Origin of the sequence: Chryseobacterium sp. RLHN22, assembly GCF_051011795.1 — a bacterium.
Classification (GTDB): Bacteria; Bacteroidota; Bacteroidia; order Flavobacteriales; family Weeksellaceae; genus Chryseobacterium; species Chryseobacterium zhengzhouense.
Window position 1 is genome coordinate 215612 of the sequence record NZ_JBPCHW010000001.1, and the last position, 18120, is coordinate 233731.

Sequence of the window (18120 nt, forward strand, 5' to 3'; positions counted from 1 at the left end):
GTTTTTCAGTATAACTTTTTTTTATTCTTAATCTTGATCGTTTAAAATTACTATATCATTCATGAACTGTTGGGTTAGACATGTTTTCAAGCTTACTGCTTACAAACGGCTTCATTTTATCAAAGGTTAATAATTTTGAATATAAAACCTAAAGTTTGTATTGTTTACATCATTATTTAATGTGTTATATGCTTTTAAATCAAAATGTTGCTTTTGATTAAATAATAATCACAAGATGGGATGTGTACTGTGGTATGCTATTTGTAATGACTACTTAGAATAAATAAGAGTCATGAAATATATACAACGAAAATATTTTTCCTTTTTAAAATATATCAAAAAAGTGGCCTTTGTAGACAAAAATATTGTCTGAAAAAAGCTATAGATAATAAAAGAAACTTAGTTATTTTAGTACAAAATAATATTACATTTTTCCGTAATTATTCTTTGTGATGAATAATAAATTTTCCTAGCTTGAATATGAAAATCATTTATTCAAATTTTATATTATTGAATTCTTGCAATCGTTGTAGGGATTTTTTTGTTTTCATTTTTATACTCTAAAATCTTTCTTAAGCAAAATATGATTTTGAAATTTTATTTCTGAGTTTACTTAAAATCATCTGTTTATCTGTGTTTTTTTATAATTGTCTGATCTTTAATATGTAGACAGGATGGGACAGGATGCTGTAGTTTACGTTTGTTGTTAGATTAGTTAACACAAAATTAATATTATGAAAAAATCACTACTATCTGGTAAAGTTCTCAAATCTTTGCTGTTTTGTGGATTAGTGTTTTCCACTGCAGAATTAAGCGCTCAGACACTTGCTTTTCCTGAAGCGACCGGTTTCGGAAGATTTACTACCGGGGCAAGAGGTGCTGCTAATCCGCAAATTTATCTGGTAACCAATTTAAATGACAGTGGTCCTGGCTCATTCCGTGATGCGGTAAGTCAGCCGGGAAGATTTGTCATCTTTAAAGTCGGGGGAATTATCAACTTACAATCTGTCGTAGCTGTAGCAAGCAATACAACAATTGCAGGTCAAACAGCTCCCGGAGAAGGTGTCTTGTTTTTAGGACCAAGAGTATCGTTTACAGGGGCAAACAATACGATTGCAAGATTTCTTCGTCTTCGTTATGGCGGAACTTCTCAGAATCAGGACGCTTCCGGAATTGCAAACGGAGCGAATATCATTCTCGATCACATGACTTTCAGCTGGGGTACAGATGAGGTATTTTCCATCAATTGGGATAATAATGGTACAAGTCCTGATAATATTACGATTCAGAATTCTATTATCGGACAAGGGTTACATCGTCATAACCATTCAGCAGGTGGATTAATTCAGCCTCCTGCAGGTGGAAAAGTCAGTTTGATTGGAAATTTATATATATGCAATAAAACACGTAACAATAAGATTAAAGGAATTAATGAGTTTGTAAACAATGTTGTTTACAACTGGGGAAATTACGGAAACACCTACGGTCATACCCAATCCGGAGAAGCATACATTATGGGAGGAGATTCTGCGGGGGCATCGTATGCAAATATCATTAACAATTATTTCATAGGTGGTCCCAATACAAGCAATACTGTTTCTACGCCATTCAGTGTAGGAAATGCCAACTTTAATTTATACGGAGAAGGAAATTATTTTGATAATAATAAAAACGGAATATTAGATGGGACTTTGGTTCCGCAAAACTTAACGGGTTATCCCGTGGGAGATATAGCAGCAATACAATCAGCTGCTTATGATTATCCGATGAAAAATCCCACGCTAACTGCACAGGCTGCATTCGATAATATTGTGGCAAAGGTAGGCGCTTCATTTCCAAAAAGAGATCAGGTAGACCAGTTAATGGTTTCAGATCTAATGTCGAAAGGAACTACAGCAACTTATGTATATGTACAAAGTGACTTGACTACTCAATTTGGTTTTACCAATGGAGGTGCAGGACATATTTATGGTGCTCCCGCTCCGCTGGATTCAGATAATGATGGGATGCCGGATGCATGGGAAACTGCAAATGGTTTGAATCCAAATGTTTTTGATGCTTTGGCGGTAAGTGCAAATCATGCTCCGTATCTGAATATTGAGGTTTACATCAACAGTTTACCAAGCAGTACACCTCCGGCTTTTATTATCCCGCCAACCAATTTGAATTTTACCAATGCGGTTTCTACTCAGGTTCCGCCTTCGAGCTCATTAACGGTGAATTGGTCAGATAATGCCAATAACGAAACCAATTATATAGTTGAGCGTTCAAATGACGGGACAAACTTTACGGTAATTGCAACACTTCCTGACAATGCAATCAGTTATAATGATACAGGATTGACTCCTAATACTCAATATTATTACAGGGTAAAAGCCATCAATGCTATAGAATCTTCTGTTTATACATCTAATGCTTCTGTTACCACACCACCAATTCCTTCTGCTCCGATGAAGGCAGCTAATCCTAATCCTACTAACGACAATAATCAGGTAGAATTGAGTAATGGTAATCTATCGTTAAAATGGACAGGAAGCACAAACACGTCAACCTATTCTGTATATTTCGGAACAGATCCTCAGAATTTAACAAATTTGGGAACAGTACCATATAGCACAACACCATCATATTCACTTACCAATTTAAATACGGCCACAAATTATTATTGGAGAATTGATGCGGTTAATAGTCTTGGTACTACCACTGGAGATGTCTGGACTTTTCGAGCACTCACTCCAGGTATTGTTGGAAATTGGCCATTCTCTGAAGCACCTTCTGCAGGAACTCAGATTACAGATATAAGCTCATTTGCTAACCATGGCGTTTTAGATACTGCCTTTGACAACAGTAATGTAAGAGTACCGGGTAAAGAAAATAATGCTCTGGATTTTGCAACAGCATCAAATAATATGTATATAGCAAGTATTCCGCATCAGGATCAGATATTATTCAACAATAATTCTTTTACGGTTTCTTTCTGGATGAAAGCGCCAACAAGCATGATTCCGTCGTCGTCTTCCACGAGTCTTTATGTGTTGTGTAAAGGATCTTTTACTAAAAATACAACGACAGGTGCAACAGGGAAACGTTTTAATGTAGAAATTAAAGGCGGTCAGCTAAGATATGCTATTGATGATGACGTTACTAAAAAAGAAATCACATCACCGATAGCCAATTATTTTACAGGAAATTGGGTTCATGTAGTCATCCAGAGAGATATCGCAGCGCATAAAATGAGAATTTACACAAACGGCGTTTTAAGCAGTGAAGGCGATGAGACTGCGGTTACAGGTATTGGTGAGGCAACTGATCTGGTGCTTGGAAATATTGGTGAGTTGGAATTCCTTTCCACAGCAAATGCTCCCGCTCCATACAAAGGTGCTTTTGATGAACTTACAATGTATAATTATGCATTAACATCTACAGAAATCAGTGCTTTATACAATCAGGCAGTCTTAGGAAATGCAGAATTCAGCATCAGTAGAAATGCAGGAACAGTATATCCGAATCCTGTTAAAGACCAGCTTTATATTAAACTTCCGGCTTACAAAAGATCAAATCTTACGGCAACAATATTTGATATGAGCGGTAAAATTATCATAAAAGAAAAAATTAATGCAGCTGGAAATGGTATCTTCAAATTAAATATTGGCAACAGAAAAATATCAGGAAACTATATTCTGAATGTTTCCGGGGAAGATCTTAACAGCAATTTTAAAGTAATTTTTGAATAATTCAACGTAAATTTCATTCATATTATATTAATAAATCCTTTCAAAGCTCTTTGAAAGGATTTATATTTTAAATTGTTTTTAGCTTAAAATTTCCAACATGAAAGAGCAGGATGCTCCAACTCCTCAAAAATTATACTTTTATTTTCGTTTATTAGCTATACAAAATCGATTATGAAATTTCAAAATATATCAAAGCTTTTCTTAACTTTTTCACTTCTTTTTTTCTCTTCGGCGGAATTTAAAAGTCAAGATAAATTCCCAGACGGAACCGCCATTCCGAAATGGTTCAAAGAAAACAAACCAACTGACATCAATAAATTGGGCAAGAAATACATCATCACAGATTTTGGGGTGAAGAACGACAGTACAATTCTTCAGACAAAGCAAGTTCAAAACATTATCGATGAAGCTTCAAAAAACGGAGGTGTCATTGTCGTACCAAAAGGAACCTTCCTCATCAGTTCTCTTTTCTTTAAACAGGGAACACACTTATATTTAGAAAACGGAGCAAAATTAAAAGGAAGCGATGATATTAACGATTTTCCGGTAGTAACAACGAGAATGGAAGGTCAGACCGTGAAATATTTTCCGGCTTTAATTAACGCAGACGGATTAGACGGTTTCACGATTTCAGGAAAAGGAACTTTGGACGGAAACGGATTAAGATATTGGAAATCATTCTGGAAAAGACGCGAATGGAATCCTAAATGTACCAATATGGATGAAATGAGACCTAGAATTATCTATGTTTCCAATTCAAAAAATATTCAGATTGAAGGAATTACAGTGAAAAATTCGCCGTTCTGGAGTACACATTACTACAAATCCCAATTCGTAAAATTATTAAACTTAACAATTTTAGCGCCGAAAGAACCTGTAAAAGCACCAAGTACAGACGCAATCGACATCGATGCGTGTTCAAATTTCCTGGTGAAAAACTGTTATATGTCGGTAAATGACGATGCCATTGCTTTAAAAGGAGGAAAAGGTCCAAAAGCGGATACAGACCCGAATAACGGAGAAAACAGAAACATTATCATCGAGGACAATACCTTCGGATTCTGCCATTCTGCGCTCACTTGCGGAAGCGAATCGATTCACAACTACAACATTATTTTCAGAAACTCTACCGTAAAAGATGCTTCAAGACTGTTGCACCTGAAAATGCGTCCCGATACGCCTCAACATTACGAATACATCACTTTAGATAACATTAAAGGAAACGTAAAAACTTTCATTTACGCTAAAGGCTGGAATCAGTTTTTTGATTTAAAAGGAGAAGCAAGACCGAGAAAAGGATTGGCCAATAATATTACCATCAAAAATATAGATTTAAGTTGCGAAACAGCGTTTTCTATTGAGAAATCGGATTTGTTTGATTTGAAAGATTTCACTTTTGAGGACTTAAAAATCAAGGCTTTAAAACCTGAAATGGAAAACTTGAATAACATTCAAAATTTAAAGCAAACTAAGGTTAATGTGACGAAAGTAGCTTCTCTTACGCAATCCTATGATAAAAAAGACGACTCCGACATCGCTGCAAAATAATGAGTTTTTCTTTCAAAATATTAGCTCTGTTATGTGTTTGTTCACAGTTTTTGTTTTCTCAGTCCAAAGAAATCCAATTCTTAACTGGGAAAGACGCTGAACACACCAAAGAATGGGATTTTTGGATAAACTCCGGTAGAAAATCAGGAAGCTGGAGCAAAATCAATGTGCCTTCTCATTGGGAGCAACAAGGTTTTGGCTCGTACAATTACGGTCGGGATTATGTGACGTATGGTAAAAACTTCAAGTTCCACGACGAAACGGGTTTATACAAACACAAATTCACCGTTCAGAATTCGTGGAAAGGAAAAACCGTCAACATCGTTTTTGAAGGTTCAATGACCGACACCGAAGTGAAAATCAACGGAAAATCGGCGGGAGCCATTCATCAGGGCGCTTTTTATGAATTTAAATATGATATTTCCGATAAAATTCAATTTGGAAAAGAAAATGTTTTAGAAGTTAAAGTTTCCAAAATGTCAGCTGATAAATCGGTCAATAACGCAGAACGATTAGCTGATTATTGGATTTTAGGCGGGATTTTCCGCCCGGTTTATTTGGAAGCCAATCCGAAAGAACATATTTTATCAACGGTAATTGATGCTAAAGCAGACGGAACTTTCCGTTCGAATATTAGCTTGAAAGGAATTAATTCCACAAATAATTTGAAAGTTGAAATTTTTGATGTTAAAAATAATCTGGTTGGCGAATCTCAGGTTCAGATTCAAAAAGGAGATACTTTAAAACAGATTCAGTTTTCTATTAAAAATCCAAAACTTTGGACGGCAGAAACTCCGAATTTATACAAAGCAAAATTCACCTTAAATAAAAACAAAAAAACAATCAGCCAAACCGAAGAAAAGTTCGGTTTCAGAACCATAGAAATCCGAAAAGGCGACGGAATTTTCATCAATGGAACAAAGGTGAAAATGAAAGGCATCAACCGCCACGTTTGGTGGCCGGAAACAGGTAGAGCTGTTACGGAAAGTATCGATTTAATGGATGTTCAGCTCATTAAAGAAATGAATATGAATGCCGTCCGTTGTTCTCATTATCCGCCGAATAAATCGTTTTTAAAAATTTGCGATTCGCTCGGTTTATACGTTTTGGATGAATTGGCGGGTTGGCAAAAAAAATACAGCACAGAAGTCGGGAAAAAGCTCGTAAAAGAAATGGTAACAAGAGATGCAAATCATCCTTCAATCATTTTTTGGAGCAATGGAAACGAAGGCGGACATAATTTTGATCTGGATGCAGAATTTGCAAAATACGACTTGTCAAACCGTCCCGTTATTCACGCACATCACAAGCCTGGAAATGCTTTCAACGACATCGACTGCAATCATTACGAAGATTATTACAGCACAAAAAATATCCTCGAAGGCGAAAATATCTATATGCCGACCGAGTTTTTACACGCACAAGACGACGGCGGTGGCGGAACTTCTCTCGCCGATTATTGGGAACTGCACTGGAATTCCAAAAAAGGGGCGGGCGGTTTTTTATGGGCTTTTGTGGATGAAGGTTTGGTACGAACGGATTTTAATAATCAGATTGATGTCAATGCGATTAATGCGCCCGATGGAGTTTTAGGGCCACATCGTGAAAAGGAAGGTAGTTTTTACGCCATCCGTGAAATTTACAGTCCGGTAAAAATTGATTTGAAATCGTTGCCCAATGATTTTAACGGAAATATTCCCGTAGAAAACCGCTATCATTTTACGAATTTAAAAGATTGTCAGTTTGAATGGAAACTGGTGAAATTTAAGACACCTTTTTCTTCTGAATCAGGTTTTGATATTATTAAAACAGGAAAAGCAGAATCTCCAAGTATTCAACCGACTGAAAAAGGAACTATCAATTTAAATCTTCCTTCAGATTGGAAAACAAGTGAAGGTTTATTATTGACTGCAATGGACGCTTTCGGAAAAGAAATCTACACCTGGACTTGGAAATTGAATTCGCATGAGGAAATTTCAAAACAGTTTTCTAAATCTTTAATTAAAGAATTTCCGGTTTCTGTGACTGAAAATGATGCTGAATTTATTTTAAAATCAGACGAAAAAGAATTTGCCATTGGGAAAAAAGATGGTTTATTAAAATCAGTCATTGTCGATAAAAAAGGCAAAAAAATGACCTTCAAAAACGGCCCTGTTTTCGTGAACGGAACAATGGAATTATCATCCATAAAATCTTTTACAGAAGAAGGAATTTTAGAAGTTGAAGTTCGTTACAAAAACGGAAATAAAATCATTTGGAAACTCAATCCGAATGGGATTTTAGAGTTAAATTATGAATATTCTTTAGCGGGAGATTATCAATTTTCAGGCGTAAGTTTCGATTATCCCGAAAATTACGTCATCAATGCAAAATGGCTTGGAAAAGGTCCTTATCACGTTTGGAAAAACAGAACTCAGGGGCAGACTTACAATGTTTGGCAAAATTTAAAAAACTCAACAAGAACCGGACAGTCTCCTTGGATTTATCCTCAATTTAAAGGTTATTTTGATGATGTCTCGTGGTTGCAATTGGATACCGCAGAAGGAAAAATTACGGTCGGGACCAAAGAAGAAAAAATGTTTGTCAGACTTTTCGATTTTTACGGAATTTATGGAGCAGAAGGTTATCCGAAATTGCCAAGCGGAAATATTTCTTTCCTCGATGCGATTCCACCGTTGGGAACTGTTTTGGCGTTTAACATTAACGATAAAACCGAATCGTTAGGACCGGAAAGCGAACCGAATCATTTGAACGGAACCTTTAAAAGAACCTTATATTTCTATTTTGGTTTGCCAGATTTAGGCGATGAAAATAAACAGTTTACAATGCCAAAAGAAAATATTTTGACGGATTAATAATGAAAAAAGAATTATCATTTTTAGTAATGCTTATCTGTTCATTTTATTTTGGACAGCAAACCAGTTTCAAGTTTGATTTTGGCGGAGACAGGGTAGAAAAAGGTTTTATTCCGATTCATCCGACTTCAAAATTTGATAGAAAGGTAGGTTACGGATTTATGGATATTTCCGGCTTAAAATCTGTCGATAATGGCGGAAATGCTTTGACGGGAGATTTCATCACAAGTGACAGACCTTTCTATTTTTCGGTGGCAATTCCTGAAGGGAATTATGATATGCGACTGAATTTAGGTGGTACTCAAGGAAGTTCGGAAACAACAGTCCGTGTAGAAAACCGTCGATTGATGTTGAATGATATTAAAACAAAACAGGGCGAAATTGTTGAAAAAACAATCACCGTTCACGTTAAAGATAGCATCATTAGAAATCAAAACGGTGAAAAAATCGGAATTGTAAAATTAAAACCAAGGGAAACAAAATATTTACATTGGGACAATTTGTTGACAATTGAATTTAATGATAAAGCGCCGAAAGTGTGTTCAGTCATCATTCAACCCAACAAAAACGCAAAAACAATTTTCATCACTGGAGATTCAACGGTTGTAGACGCGCAGTATGAACCTTGGGCGTCGTGGGGTCAAATGTTGCCGTATTTTTTCGTTCCGAATGAAGTGGTTATCGCCAATTATGCCGAAAGTGGAGAAACTTTAAAAGCCTTCGAAGACCGTCACCGAGTCGATAAAATCTGGAACAAAATAAAGCCTGGAGATTATCTGTTCATCCAGTTTGGACACAACGACCAAAAATCTGGAAATAGTATGAAATCGGGTTACAGAAAAAGATTAAAAGAGTGGATTTTAAAAGCAAAACAATTAGGAACAATTCCCGTTTTGGTTACCTCGATGAACCGCAGAGTTTTTGATGAAAACAATAAAATCGTCAACACTTTAGACGATTTTCCTGACGCAATGAGAGAAATTGCAAAAAAAGAAAAAGTGGATTTGATTGATTTGAATGCCTTAAGCAAAACTTTGTTCGAAGCGATGGGACCGGAGGTAGCGAAGAAAGCATTTGTCTATTATCCCGCAAACGCTTACCCAAACCAACCAAATGCCTTGGCAGACGATACTCATTTCAATCCATATGGTGCTTATGAATTGGCGGAATGTGTCGTAAAATCCATCGTTGACCAAAATTTACCTTTAAAAAAATACATTTCAAAGAATTATAAAAATTTTAACCCCAATAAACCCGATGATGTTGAAAAATTCCATTGGCCGGAATCTGTCTTTATGGAATCTTTAAAGCCTGATGGAAATTAATTGCTGTGAATAAAGATATACAGTTTGTCATTCAGAACGAAACGAAGTGGAGTGAAGAATCTCAATTTAAATAGATTTCTCGTTCCTCGAAATGACAAAACTTAAAAAAAATTAATAATGAATATTAGAAACATCATAAAACTCAGTGTCATCTGTTTTGCCTTCGGAAATCTCTCCGCACAAAATCCGTGGCCGAAGGCGACCAACACCGCTCAACCGTGGACGCGTTGGTGGTGGATGGGAAGTGCCGTTGACGAAAAAGGTCTGGACAAACAATTGACAACCCTTTCCAAGGCAGGTTTCGGTGGAGTAGAAATTGTCCCGATTTATGGCGCAAAAGGATTTGAGAATAAATACATCAATTACCTTTCTCCGGAATGGATGAAAATGCTGCAGTTCACTACCAACAAAGCGAAAAGTCTGAAAATGGGTGTTGATATGGCAGTTGGAACAGGCTGGCCAATCGGCGGACCACAAGTTGATGAACAGGATGCTGCAACCAAAATGATTGTTCAGACTTACAGCATTCAGCCCAATGAAAAATTTTCTGAGAAAATTGTTTTAAAAGACGAGAAACAGAAGAATTTAAAGGCCACAAAACTAGACATCGTTACCGCTTACAATGAAAAAAATGAAGCTGTAGTTTTAACAGATAAAGTGACTCAGGACGGAACTTTAAACTGGAAACCAACCTCTGGAAAATGGATAGTCTACGCAGTTTTTGTGGGCAAAACTTTACAGAAAGTAAAACGTGCCGCTCCGGGTGGTGACGGCTATACGTTAGACCATTTTTCTCCCGACGCGACGAAGGATTATCTGAAAACTTTTGATAAAGCTTTTGGAAATTCAAATTACGGAATCCGTTCATTTTTCAATGACAGTTATGAGGTTTATGGCGCAGACTGGACTTCTGATTTTAAAGAAGAATTCAAAAAAAGAAGAGGCTACGATTTGGCTCCTTACATTAAATATTTGGTAGAGGATAATGAAAGTGAGATGGCAGGAAGAATAAAATCCGATTACCGTGAAACGATGAGCGAACTGATTTTGCAGAATTTTACAGAAAATTTCACGAATTGGGCGCATTCCAAAAGCTCAAAAAATACGAATCAGGCGCACGGTTCGCCGGGGAATTTGCTTGATTTATACGCTGCAGTCGATATTCCTGAATCTGAAACTTTCGGAAGTACAAAATTTGATATTCAGGGTCTGAGAAGAAATCTGGAAGACATCAATACAAAGGAAATTCCCGACATCAATATGTTGAAATTTGCTTCTTCGGCGGCAAACATCACAGGAAAACCTTTAATTTCCAATGAATCTTTTACCTGGCTGACAGAACATTTCAAAACGTCTTGGTCGCAGGTAAAACCGGAAGCTGAGCAGATTTTTTTATCAGGAATTAATCACATTTTTTATCACGGAACGACGTATACGCCGGCTGATGTTCAGTTTCCGGGCTGGTTGTTTTATGCTTCGACGAATTTCGTTCCGGAGAATTCTTTGTGGCCGAATATTAAAGGTTTAAATTCTTACGTCGAAAGAACACAATCAGTTTTACAAAGTGGAAAATCGGATAATGAAATCCTGATGTACTGGCCAATTTATGACCAATGGGCAAATCCGAAAGGAAAGGATATGGCTTTCAAAATTCATAATATTGAAAAATGGCTGCATCCAACTGTATTTTATGAAAACCTAGAGAAATTAGGAAAATCCGGGTATTCTCTGGATATGATTTCGGATAAAATGATTGGTGAAGCGAAGTTTGAAAATCAGAATATTCAGGTTTCTAAAAATGGCGGTTCTTATAAAGTTTTGATTATTCCTCAACTGAATTATTTCTCAGAATCTACATTAAAAAACATTTTAAACTTGGCTCAAAATGGTGCTTCTGTGATTTTTCAAAGCGAGCCGAAAAATGTTCCGGGATTTTTTGAATTTGAAAAAAGAAGAAACGAATTACAATCTTTATGGGCAAAAATTCCTTTTCAGAAAGACGGGAATTTACAATCAGCCACATTCGGAAAAGGAAAAATTGTATTGAGTTCTGATGTTGAAAAAGCGTTGGAATATTTAAAAATTGAAAGAGAAAAACTGACGGATACAGGATTGAAATTCGTCAGAAGAAAGTTCGACGGTGGAAAATATTATTACATAGTCAATCACACGTCAAAAGAAATCAATCAAAATATTCCATTGAATTTTATCGGAAAACAGGTTGCTTTAATGATTCCTGAAAACGGAGATTTTGGTGTTGCTGAAATTCAGAATAATTCAGTTAAAGTTCAACTGAAATCAGGAGAATCATTAATTTTAAAAGTTTCAGAAACTCCAGATAATTCAATTTCAAAATGGAAATATATTGAAAAAACAGATACTCCGATTGTTTTAAATCAGCCTTGGCAACTTACTTTCAAAGATGGCGGTCCCGAACTTCCGAAATCAAAAAAATTAGACCAACTTCGACCTTGGACTAACTTTACTGAAGATTCTTCAACGCAGAGTTTTTCAGGAACCGGAGTTTACACCACTTCATTTAAATTAAATAAAAAAGCCGACGATTTTGTACTGAAATTCGATAAATTATATGAAAGTGCAAAAATCATCATCAACGGACAGGAGGCAGGAATTGTTTGGAGCCTTCCGTTTGAAATCAACGTCGGAAAATATTTGAAAAAAGGAAAAAATACCATTCAGATTGAGGTTTCCAACCTGATGGCCAACCGAATCCGTTATATGGACCAGAATAAAATCCAATGGCGGAATTACCACGAAATTAATTTTGTCAACATCGACTACAAACCGTTCGATGCTTCCAACTGGAAAGTACAACCTTCAGGTTTAGATGGCGAAATTCAATTAATTCCAATTCATTATTCAAAATAAATTAAAAAATGAAACATTATTTGTTGAAAAAGTGACAAAATAATTTTATCGAAGATAAAATCTTTGCGCCTTAAAAAAGTATTTTTCTCATTAACTTGCGTCTTTGCGAAAAACCAACAAATAATTTAAAATAAATAGATATGAAGCAGAATATCGTAAAAACATTAGCATTAGGAACGCTCCTCACATTCGGATTTTCCAATGCCCAAAACAAACCGAAAGTCGTTTTGGATAACTTTTTCAACAACGAAAAAAAGGAAAATAAAGAAACCAAAGTCCTTGAATCTTGGCATTACACGTGGAACGACACTTCCAACGGAGGATTTTCTTTGCTGGGCGAAATTTTCCAAAAACAAGGCGCAGAAATCAGTACTTTGACGACGGCTCCTTCCAAAAAAGACTTGAAGAACGCTAATATTTACATCATTGTTGATCCCGATATCGACAAAGAAGCGTACGGAGGAAAAGCCAATCTTATTGATGCCAATTCCATCAAAAACCTTACAGAATGGGTAAAAAAAGGCGGTGTTTTGGTTTTGATGAGCAACGACAACGGCAATTCTGAGTTTGAACATTTCAACAAATTGGCGGGAGAATTCGGGATTCATTTTAATGATGACAGTTACAACCGCGTTCAGAAAAGGGAATTTGAGCAGGGAAAAGTAATGGTTCCGGCTGGAAATGAGATTTTCTCCGAGCAAAAATTATATATGAAAGAAGTAAGTTCGATGGACGTAAAAGCTCCTGCCAAAGCCATTTTGACGGCAGAAGGGAAGAACATTGGAGCGATTGCAAAAGTTGTCAAAGGAACCGTTTTCGCATTGGGAGATCCGTGGTGCTACAACGAGTATATCGACGGCAAAAAACTTCCGGCAGATTTCACCAATTATCAGGGAACTGAAGAATGGGTAAAATGGTTGCTGAAGCAGGTTTCTAAAAAATAATTGAATTTGTGCAATCGATTGAAGTTGTGTAATTAGAATTATTTGGGCAGCTTTTACCGCCTTCCGCTCCCAATCTTTTTTGCAAGAAATCTCAGTCTAAATAGAACTTAAAGAATACGCAAAAAAGGATTTCCGCTCAAGTCGGGCTGCGAGAGATTCTACGTAAAAATCCTTGTCAAGGTTCAAAACCTTGACAAGGATTGGAATTAAAAAGGATTAAAATCAGTAGAAACGGGCTTTAGCCCGTTTAAAAAAATGAGGTTTCAAATTCGGCTTTAGCCAAAACTTATAAGATTTATGAAAATCAAATATATCTTCATTACATCCGCTATTTTTCTTTCGCAAACATTCTTTGCGCAAAGACAAATGGAGTACCTGAAAAGAGGAATCGTTGCCATTCCTGCAGAATCAGGCGTTTTTATAAGTTGGCGTTTGCTGGGAACGGAAGCTCAGAACACCCATTTCGATGTGTATCGTACAGAAAATAATCAGACCAAAAAACTGAATGAAAAGCCGTTACTCAATGAAACCAATTTTTTGGATAAAACCGCTGACAAAGGAAAAAATTATACCTATTTCGTAAAATCAAATACTGAACATCAGGACGTTGACCAAGATTTTGCAAAGTACACAGCCAATCAAAAACCTTATTTTTCAATTCCTTTAAAAACTCCTCAAGGTTACACGCCAAATGACGTTTCAGTTGCTGATTTGGATGGAGACGGAGAATACGAAATCATCCTTCATCAAACCGGAAGGTCGCACGATAACAGTCAGAAAGGAGAAACAGATCCGCCGATTATTCAGGCTTATAAACTGAACGGACAGTTTTTGTGGGAAATCAATTTAGGTAAAAATATCAGGGAAGGAGCGCATTATACGCAGTTTTTGGTGTATGATTTAGATCAAGATGGGAAAGCGGAAATCGTTATGAAAACCGCCGACGGAAGCAAAGACGGAAAAGGAAAATTTATTGGAGATCCAACCAAAAATTACGTCAACGAAAACGGAATGATTCTTTCCGGTCCGGAATTTCTAACGGTTTTTAATGGAGAAACAGGTGAAGAAATAAACACAGTCAATTATCAGGTTCCCAGATTTGCAGGCAGTTTGAATCCGACCAACGAAGAAATGACCGAAACCTGGGGTGATGCCAAAGGAAACCGTATCGACCGGTTTTTGGGAGCTGTTGCTTACTTGGACGGAAAAACTCCAAGCGTAATTATGTCGAGGGGATATTACACCAGGACAGCTATTGCAGCCTGGGATTATAAAGATAAAAAACTCAGTCTTCGCTGGCTTTTTGATACCGAAAGCTCGGAAGAAAATAAAAAATATCGGGGACAGGGAAATCATAATTTAACGATTGCCGATGTTGACAATGATGGAAAAGATGAGATTGTTTTCGGCGCAATGACGGTTGATGATGACGGAAAAGTGTTGAACAGTACAGGTTATGGGCACGGAGACGCTTTACACGTTGGAGATTTAGATCCATCCAATCCAGGATTGGAAATTTTTGATATTCAGGAGCGATTTGATGATGCAGGAGCTCATTTCAGGGATGGGAAAACGGGAAAAGTACTATGGAAATTACCTTCATTGGAATATAGTTCGAAAAGTAAGTTTCAGGGACCGGGAAGGGGATTGTCTTTAAATATTGATCCCCGTTATGAAGGTTCGGAATGTTGGGCGACAGGAGCCGGATTGAAAGGAGTTTACAGCTCAAAAGGAAAAAAAATCAGCGATAAAAATCCACCTGCAAATATGGGGATTTATTGGGATGGTGATTTTTTGAGCGAAATTTTAGACGGAACCGTTATTTCAAAATGGGACTGGAAAAAAGAGAAATCAAATGTCCTATTGGATGCCAAAGATTTCCAATGCGAATCGAATAACGGAACCAAGAAAAATCCGGCTCTGGTTGCCGATTTATTTGGAGACTGGCGTGAAGAAGTGATGTACAGAACTGCCGATAATCAGGAATTAAGAATTTTCAGTACAACGATTCCGACGAAACATCGTTTGTATACTTTGATGCATAATCCGCAGTATCGATTAAGTATTGTCTGGCAAAATGTAGGGTATAATCAACCGCCGCATACGGATTATTATCTGGATGAATCAGTGAAGGGAGTTCCGAAACCGAATATTTTTACGGAAAAGAAATAGATTTTAACCGCAAAAGTCACAAAAGATTTTAGACACATTAGTTATTTAAGTTGGTCATTCGACTTTTAAGAAGAGCACATAAGTTTCGAAAATCAAAGATTTTCATAGTGAGCTTCTATAAACGATAGTGGCTCTGTGAAACTAAAAAACTAAAAAATTAAAAAGAAACTTTGTGAGCTTAGTGTTCAAAAAAAATATAAATTATGAAAATAAAATTTTTAGTTCCGATTGTAGCTTTAATTGTTTTGATTACAGCTTCATTTCAAAAAAATCAGAACAAACCGGTTTTATACATCATCGGAGATTCTACTGTACAAAATGGTTCAGGAAAAGGGGCAGATTCACTTTGGGGATGGGGAAGTTTTATGGATTTGTTTTTAAATACGGATAAAATTGAAATTCAGAATCATGCAAAAGGCGGACGAAGTAGCCGAACTTTTTTAACGGAAGGAAGATGGGATTCCATTATGAAAACCATTAAAAAAGGTGACTATGTTTTGATGCAGTTTGGTCACAACGATGGCGGTGAACTGGCGGATACGTTAAGAGCGCGAGGTACGATTAAAGGGATTGGAGAAGAGTCTAAAGATATTTATAACCCAATCAGAAAAGTAAATGAAACAGTGTATACTTTCGGACATTACATGAGAAAATATACGAATGAAGCGAAATCTAAAGGTGCAATTCCAATTATCGTTTCGCCAATTCCTAGAAATAAATTTAATGCAGAAGGGAAAATTGAAAAAGATCATTATGGAGTTTGGGCTCAAGAAGTGGCACAACAAACCGGAGCTTATTTTTTAGATTTAAATACGATGGTTATCGAAAAATATGAAAAAATGGGTGCCAAAAAAGTGAAGGTTTATTTTCCGAAAGATCATACTCACACTAATAAAGAAGGTGCCATTGTAAATGCAGAATTGGTAACAAAAGGTATTAAACAATTAAAAGATTGTGACCTGAAAAAATACATTAAATAACTCATTGTGAATTCGTTTCTGATGTTTGAATAAATATGAAAACTGATTAAACTTTTTATTTTTCAAAGTTTGTCATTCTGTAGGAATCTAGGCAAAGTATTAGAAAATAAAATGGAAAGATTCGAGTCCAGACTCCTACCGGAATGACAAACTCTGCAGATATGTCATAATGCTTAAATCGAGGACAAGAGCCATAGCCCCGATTGCAACGACATCCTTTTGTGTAGCGAAGCGGAGCAAAAGATATAGTGGAAAGCGGGAAAAGCTTCAAATAAAAATTTATGATTAAAAAGAAAATAGAAAAATAAATATATACTTATGAAAAGACTATTAACAGCAGGTTTTTTTGCCGTAATCATTGGGGGATTTTCCTCTTGTACGGCTCAAAAACAGAAAAATGCTAAGGTTGTTCTTCCCAACAAGAAGGAAGTTTTGGAAGTTGCTCAGCGAACGAATCAATATTTTATGAACAAATGGCCCGATACCAAAAAAGATATTGTTGGAAAGAAGGTTTGGCCAAGTAATTTGTGGACGAGAGCTGTTTATTACGAGGGTTTAATCGCATTATATAAAGTAGATCCTAAAAAAGAATATTACGATTATGCCATGTCGTGGGCAAATAGCCACAATTGGAATTTACAGCGTGGAACGTATACAAGAAATGCCGATCATCAGGCTTGTGGACAAACCTACCTTGATCTATATGAAATTGATGGCAGAAAAAATCCAGAAAGGATTAAGAATGTAAAAGCTGCGATGGACAGCATGATTGCCACAAAAAAAGTAGACGATTGGTGGTGGATTGATGCGCTTCAAATGTCGATGCCGATTTTTACAAAATTAGGGAGAATTACAGGTGAGCAAAAATATTTCGACAGAAACTATGAAATGTACGCTTACACAAAATACAAGCACGGTGGAAATGGTTTATACAATCCGAAAGATCAGCTTTGGTGGAGAGATAAAGATTTTGTTCCGCCTTACAAAGAGCCGAATGGTGAAGATTGCTATTGGAGCCGTGGAAACGGTTGGGTAGTGGCGGCTTTGGCAAAAACATTAGATGATACTCCAAAATCTGATGCCCACTATAAAGAATATCTTAAGGACTACAAAGATATGTTGACAGCTTTAGTTCCGCTTCAGAGACAGGACGGATTCTGGAATGTAAGTTTGCACGACCCCAATAATTTTGGCGGCAAAGAAACTACAGGTACGGCACTTTTCGTGTACGGAATGGCCTATGGAATCAACAAAGGATTAATTGATAAGAAAACCTATTTACCGGTTTTGGTTAAAGCCTGGAATGCGATGGTGAAAGATTCTGTTCAGCCCAACGGATTTTTAGGATGGGTTCAGGGAACGGGAAAGGAGCCTAAAGACGGACAGCCTTTAGCCGTAGACAAAGTTCCGGATTTTGAAGATTACGGATTGGGATGTTTCCTTTTGGCAGCGAGTGAAGTTTATAAATTAAAGTAAGACTTTAATAGCCAAGTAAAAAGTAAAAAGAGCCAAGTTTAATACATGTTTCTGAAATAATTTGACCTGATGGATTTATGATTCATCAGGTTTTTTATAAATTGACGAGTCAGATTAGTGAAAATTTCAGCTGTGATTTGCTGAACGGAGCGCCCATGTGAACGAAAAAAATAAAACATTTTAAACAATCACTTTGC

At 36.5% G+C, this 18120-nt stretch carries 9 protein-coding genes; all 9 read left to right on the top strand.

The genetic code is table 11. The features are described 5' to 3' along the window. Nucleotides 1–734: 734 nt before the first annotated feature. The 9 genes from ACR1PN_RS00995 to ACR1PN_RS01035 all read left to right on the top strand — a co-directional run bounded on the left by ACR1PN_RS00995 (nt 735) and on the right by ACR1PN_RS01035 (nt 17923). Nucleotides 735–3734 (top strand): LamG-like jellyroll fold domain-containing protein, encoded by a 3000-nt coding sequence (locus tag ACR1PN_RS00995; RefSeq protein ID WP_433978492.1) that lies wholly within the window; start codon nt 735–737, stop codon nt 3732–3734. 171 nt (nt 3735–3905) lie between these two features. Then, nucleotides 3906–5282 carry a rhamnogalacturonidase gene (locus ACR1PN_RS01000; protein WP_433978493.1) on the top strand — a complete coding sequence of 459 codons (1377 nt, stop codon included), beginning with the start codon at nt 3906–3908 and terminating at the stop codon, nt 5280–5282. Then, nucleotides 5282–8137, top strand: coding sequence for a glycoside hydrolase family 2 TIM barrel-domain containing protein (locus tag ACR1PN_RS01005; protein ID WP_433978494.1), 2856 nt, complete (start codon nt 5282–5284; stop codon nt 8135–8137). The genes ACR1PN_RS01000 and ACR1PN_RS01005 overlap by 1 nt, the downstream gene beginning before the upstream one ends. A gap of 2 nt (nt 8138–8139) precedes the next feature. Then, nucleotides 8140–9462 carry a rhamnogalacturonan acetylesterase gene (locus ACR1PN_RS01010; protein WP_433978495.1) on the top strand — a complete coding sequence of 441 codons (1323 nt, stop codon included), beginning with the start codon at nt 8140–8142 and terminating at the stop codon, nt 9460–9462. 117 nt (nt 9463–9579) lie between these two features. Further along, nucleotides 9580–12351, top strand: a complete 2772-nt coding sequence (locus ACR1PN_RS01015) for a glycosyl hydrolase (protein ID WP_433978496.1) — start codon at nt 9580–9582, stop codon at nt 12349–12351. A gap of 140 nt (nt 12352–12491) precedes the next feature. Beyond that, the gene (locus tag ACR1PN_RS01020; RefSeq protein WP_433978497.1) at nt 12492–13295 is read left to right on the top strand and encodes a DUF4350 domain-containing protein; all 804 of its coding nucleotides are present in this window, start codon (nt 12492–12494) and stop codon (nt 13293–13295) included. A gap of 297 nt (nt 13296–13592) precedes the next feature. Then, the gene (locus ACR1PN_RS01025) at nt 13593–15467 is read left to right on the top strand and encodes a rhamnogalacturonan lyase (protein WP_433978498.1); all 1875 of its coding nucleotides are present in this window, start codon (nt 13593–13595) and stop codon (nt 15465–15467) included. A 203-nt stretch (nt 15468–15670) separates the two neighbouring features. Further along, the gene (locus tag ACR1PN_RS01030) at nt 15671–16447 is read left to right on the top strand and encodes a rhamnogalacturonan acetylesterase (RefSeq protein WP_433978499.1); all 777 of its coding nucleotides are present in this window, start codon (nt 15671–15673) and stop codon (nt 16445–16447) included. 318 nt (nt 16448–16765) lie between these two features. Further along, a complete protein-coding gene (locus tag ACR1PN_RS01035; RefSeq protein WP_433978500.1) occupies nt 16766–17923 on the top strand; it encodes a glycoside hydrolase family 88/105 protein in 1158 nt (385 codons plus the stop codon). Nucleotides 17924–18120: the final 197 nt, after the last annotated feature.

What these genes read in the sequence shown, in the direction of transcription:
- ACR1PN_RS01035 (WP_433978500.1), top strand. Translation starts at nt 16,766, where the DNA reads ATGAAAAGACTATTAACAGCAGGTTTTTTTGCCGTAATCATTGGGGGA.
- ACR1PN_RS01020 (WP_433978497.1), top strand. Translation starts at nt 12,492, where the DNA reads ATGAAGCAGAATATCGTAAAAACATTAGCATTAGGAACGCTCCTCACA.
- ACR1PN_RS01015 (WP_433978496.1), top strand. Translation starts at nt 9,580, where the DNA reads ATGAATATTAGAAACATCATAAAACTCAGTGTCATCTGTTTTGCCTTC.
- ACR1PN_RS01005 (WP_433978494.1), top strand. Translation starts at nt 5,282, where the DNA reads ATGAGTTTTTCTTTCAAAATATTAGCTCTGTTATGTGTTTGTTCACAG.
- ACR1PN_RS01010 (WP_433978495.1), top strand. Translation starts at nt 8,140, where the DNA reads ATGAAAAAAGAATTATCATTTTTAGTAATGCTTATCTGTTCATTTTAT.
- ACR1PN_RS01000 (WP_433978493.1), top strand. Translation starts at nt 3,906, where the DNA reads ATGAAATTTCAAAATATATCAAAGCTTTTCTTAACTTTTTCACTTCTT.
- ACR1PN_RS01025 (WP_433978498.1), top strand. Translation starts at nt 13,593, where the DNA reads ATGAAAATCAAATATATCTTCATTACATCCGCTATTTTTCTTTCGCAA.
- ACR1PN_RS01030 (WP_433978499.1), top strand. Translation starts at nt 15,671, where the DNA reads ATGAAAATAAAATTTTTAGTTCCGATTGTAGCTTTAATTGTTTTGATT.
- ACR1PN_RS00995 (WP_433978492.1), top strand. Translation starts at nt 735, where the DNA reads ATGAAAAAATCACTACTATCTGGTAAAGTTCTCAAATCTTTGCTGTTT.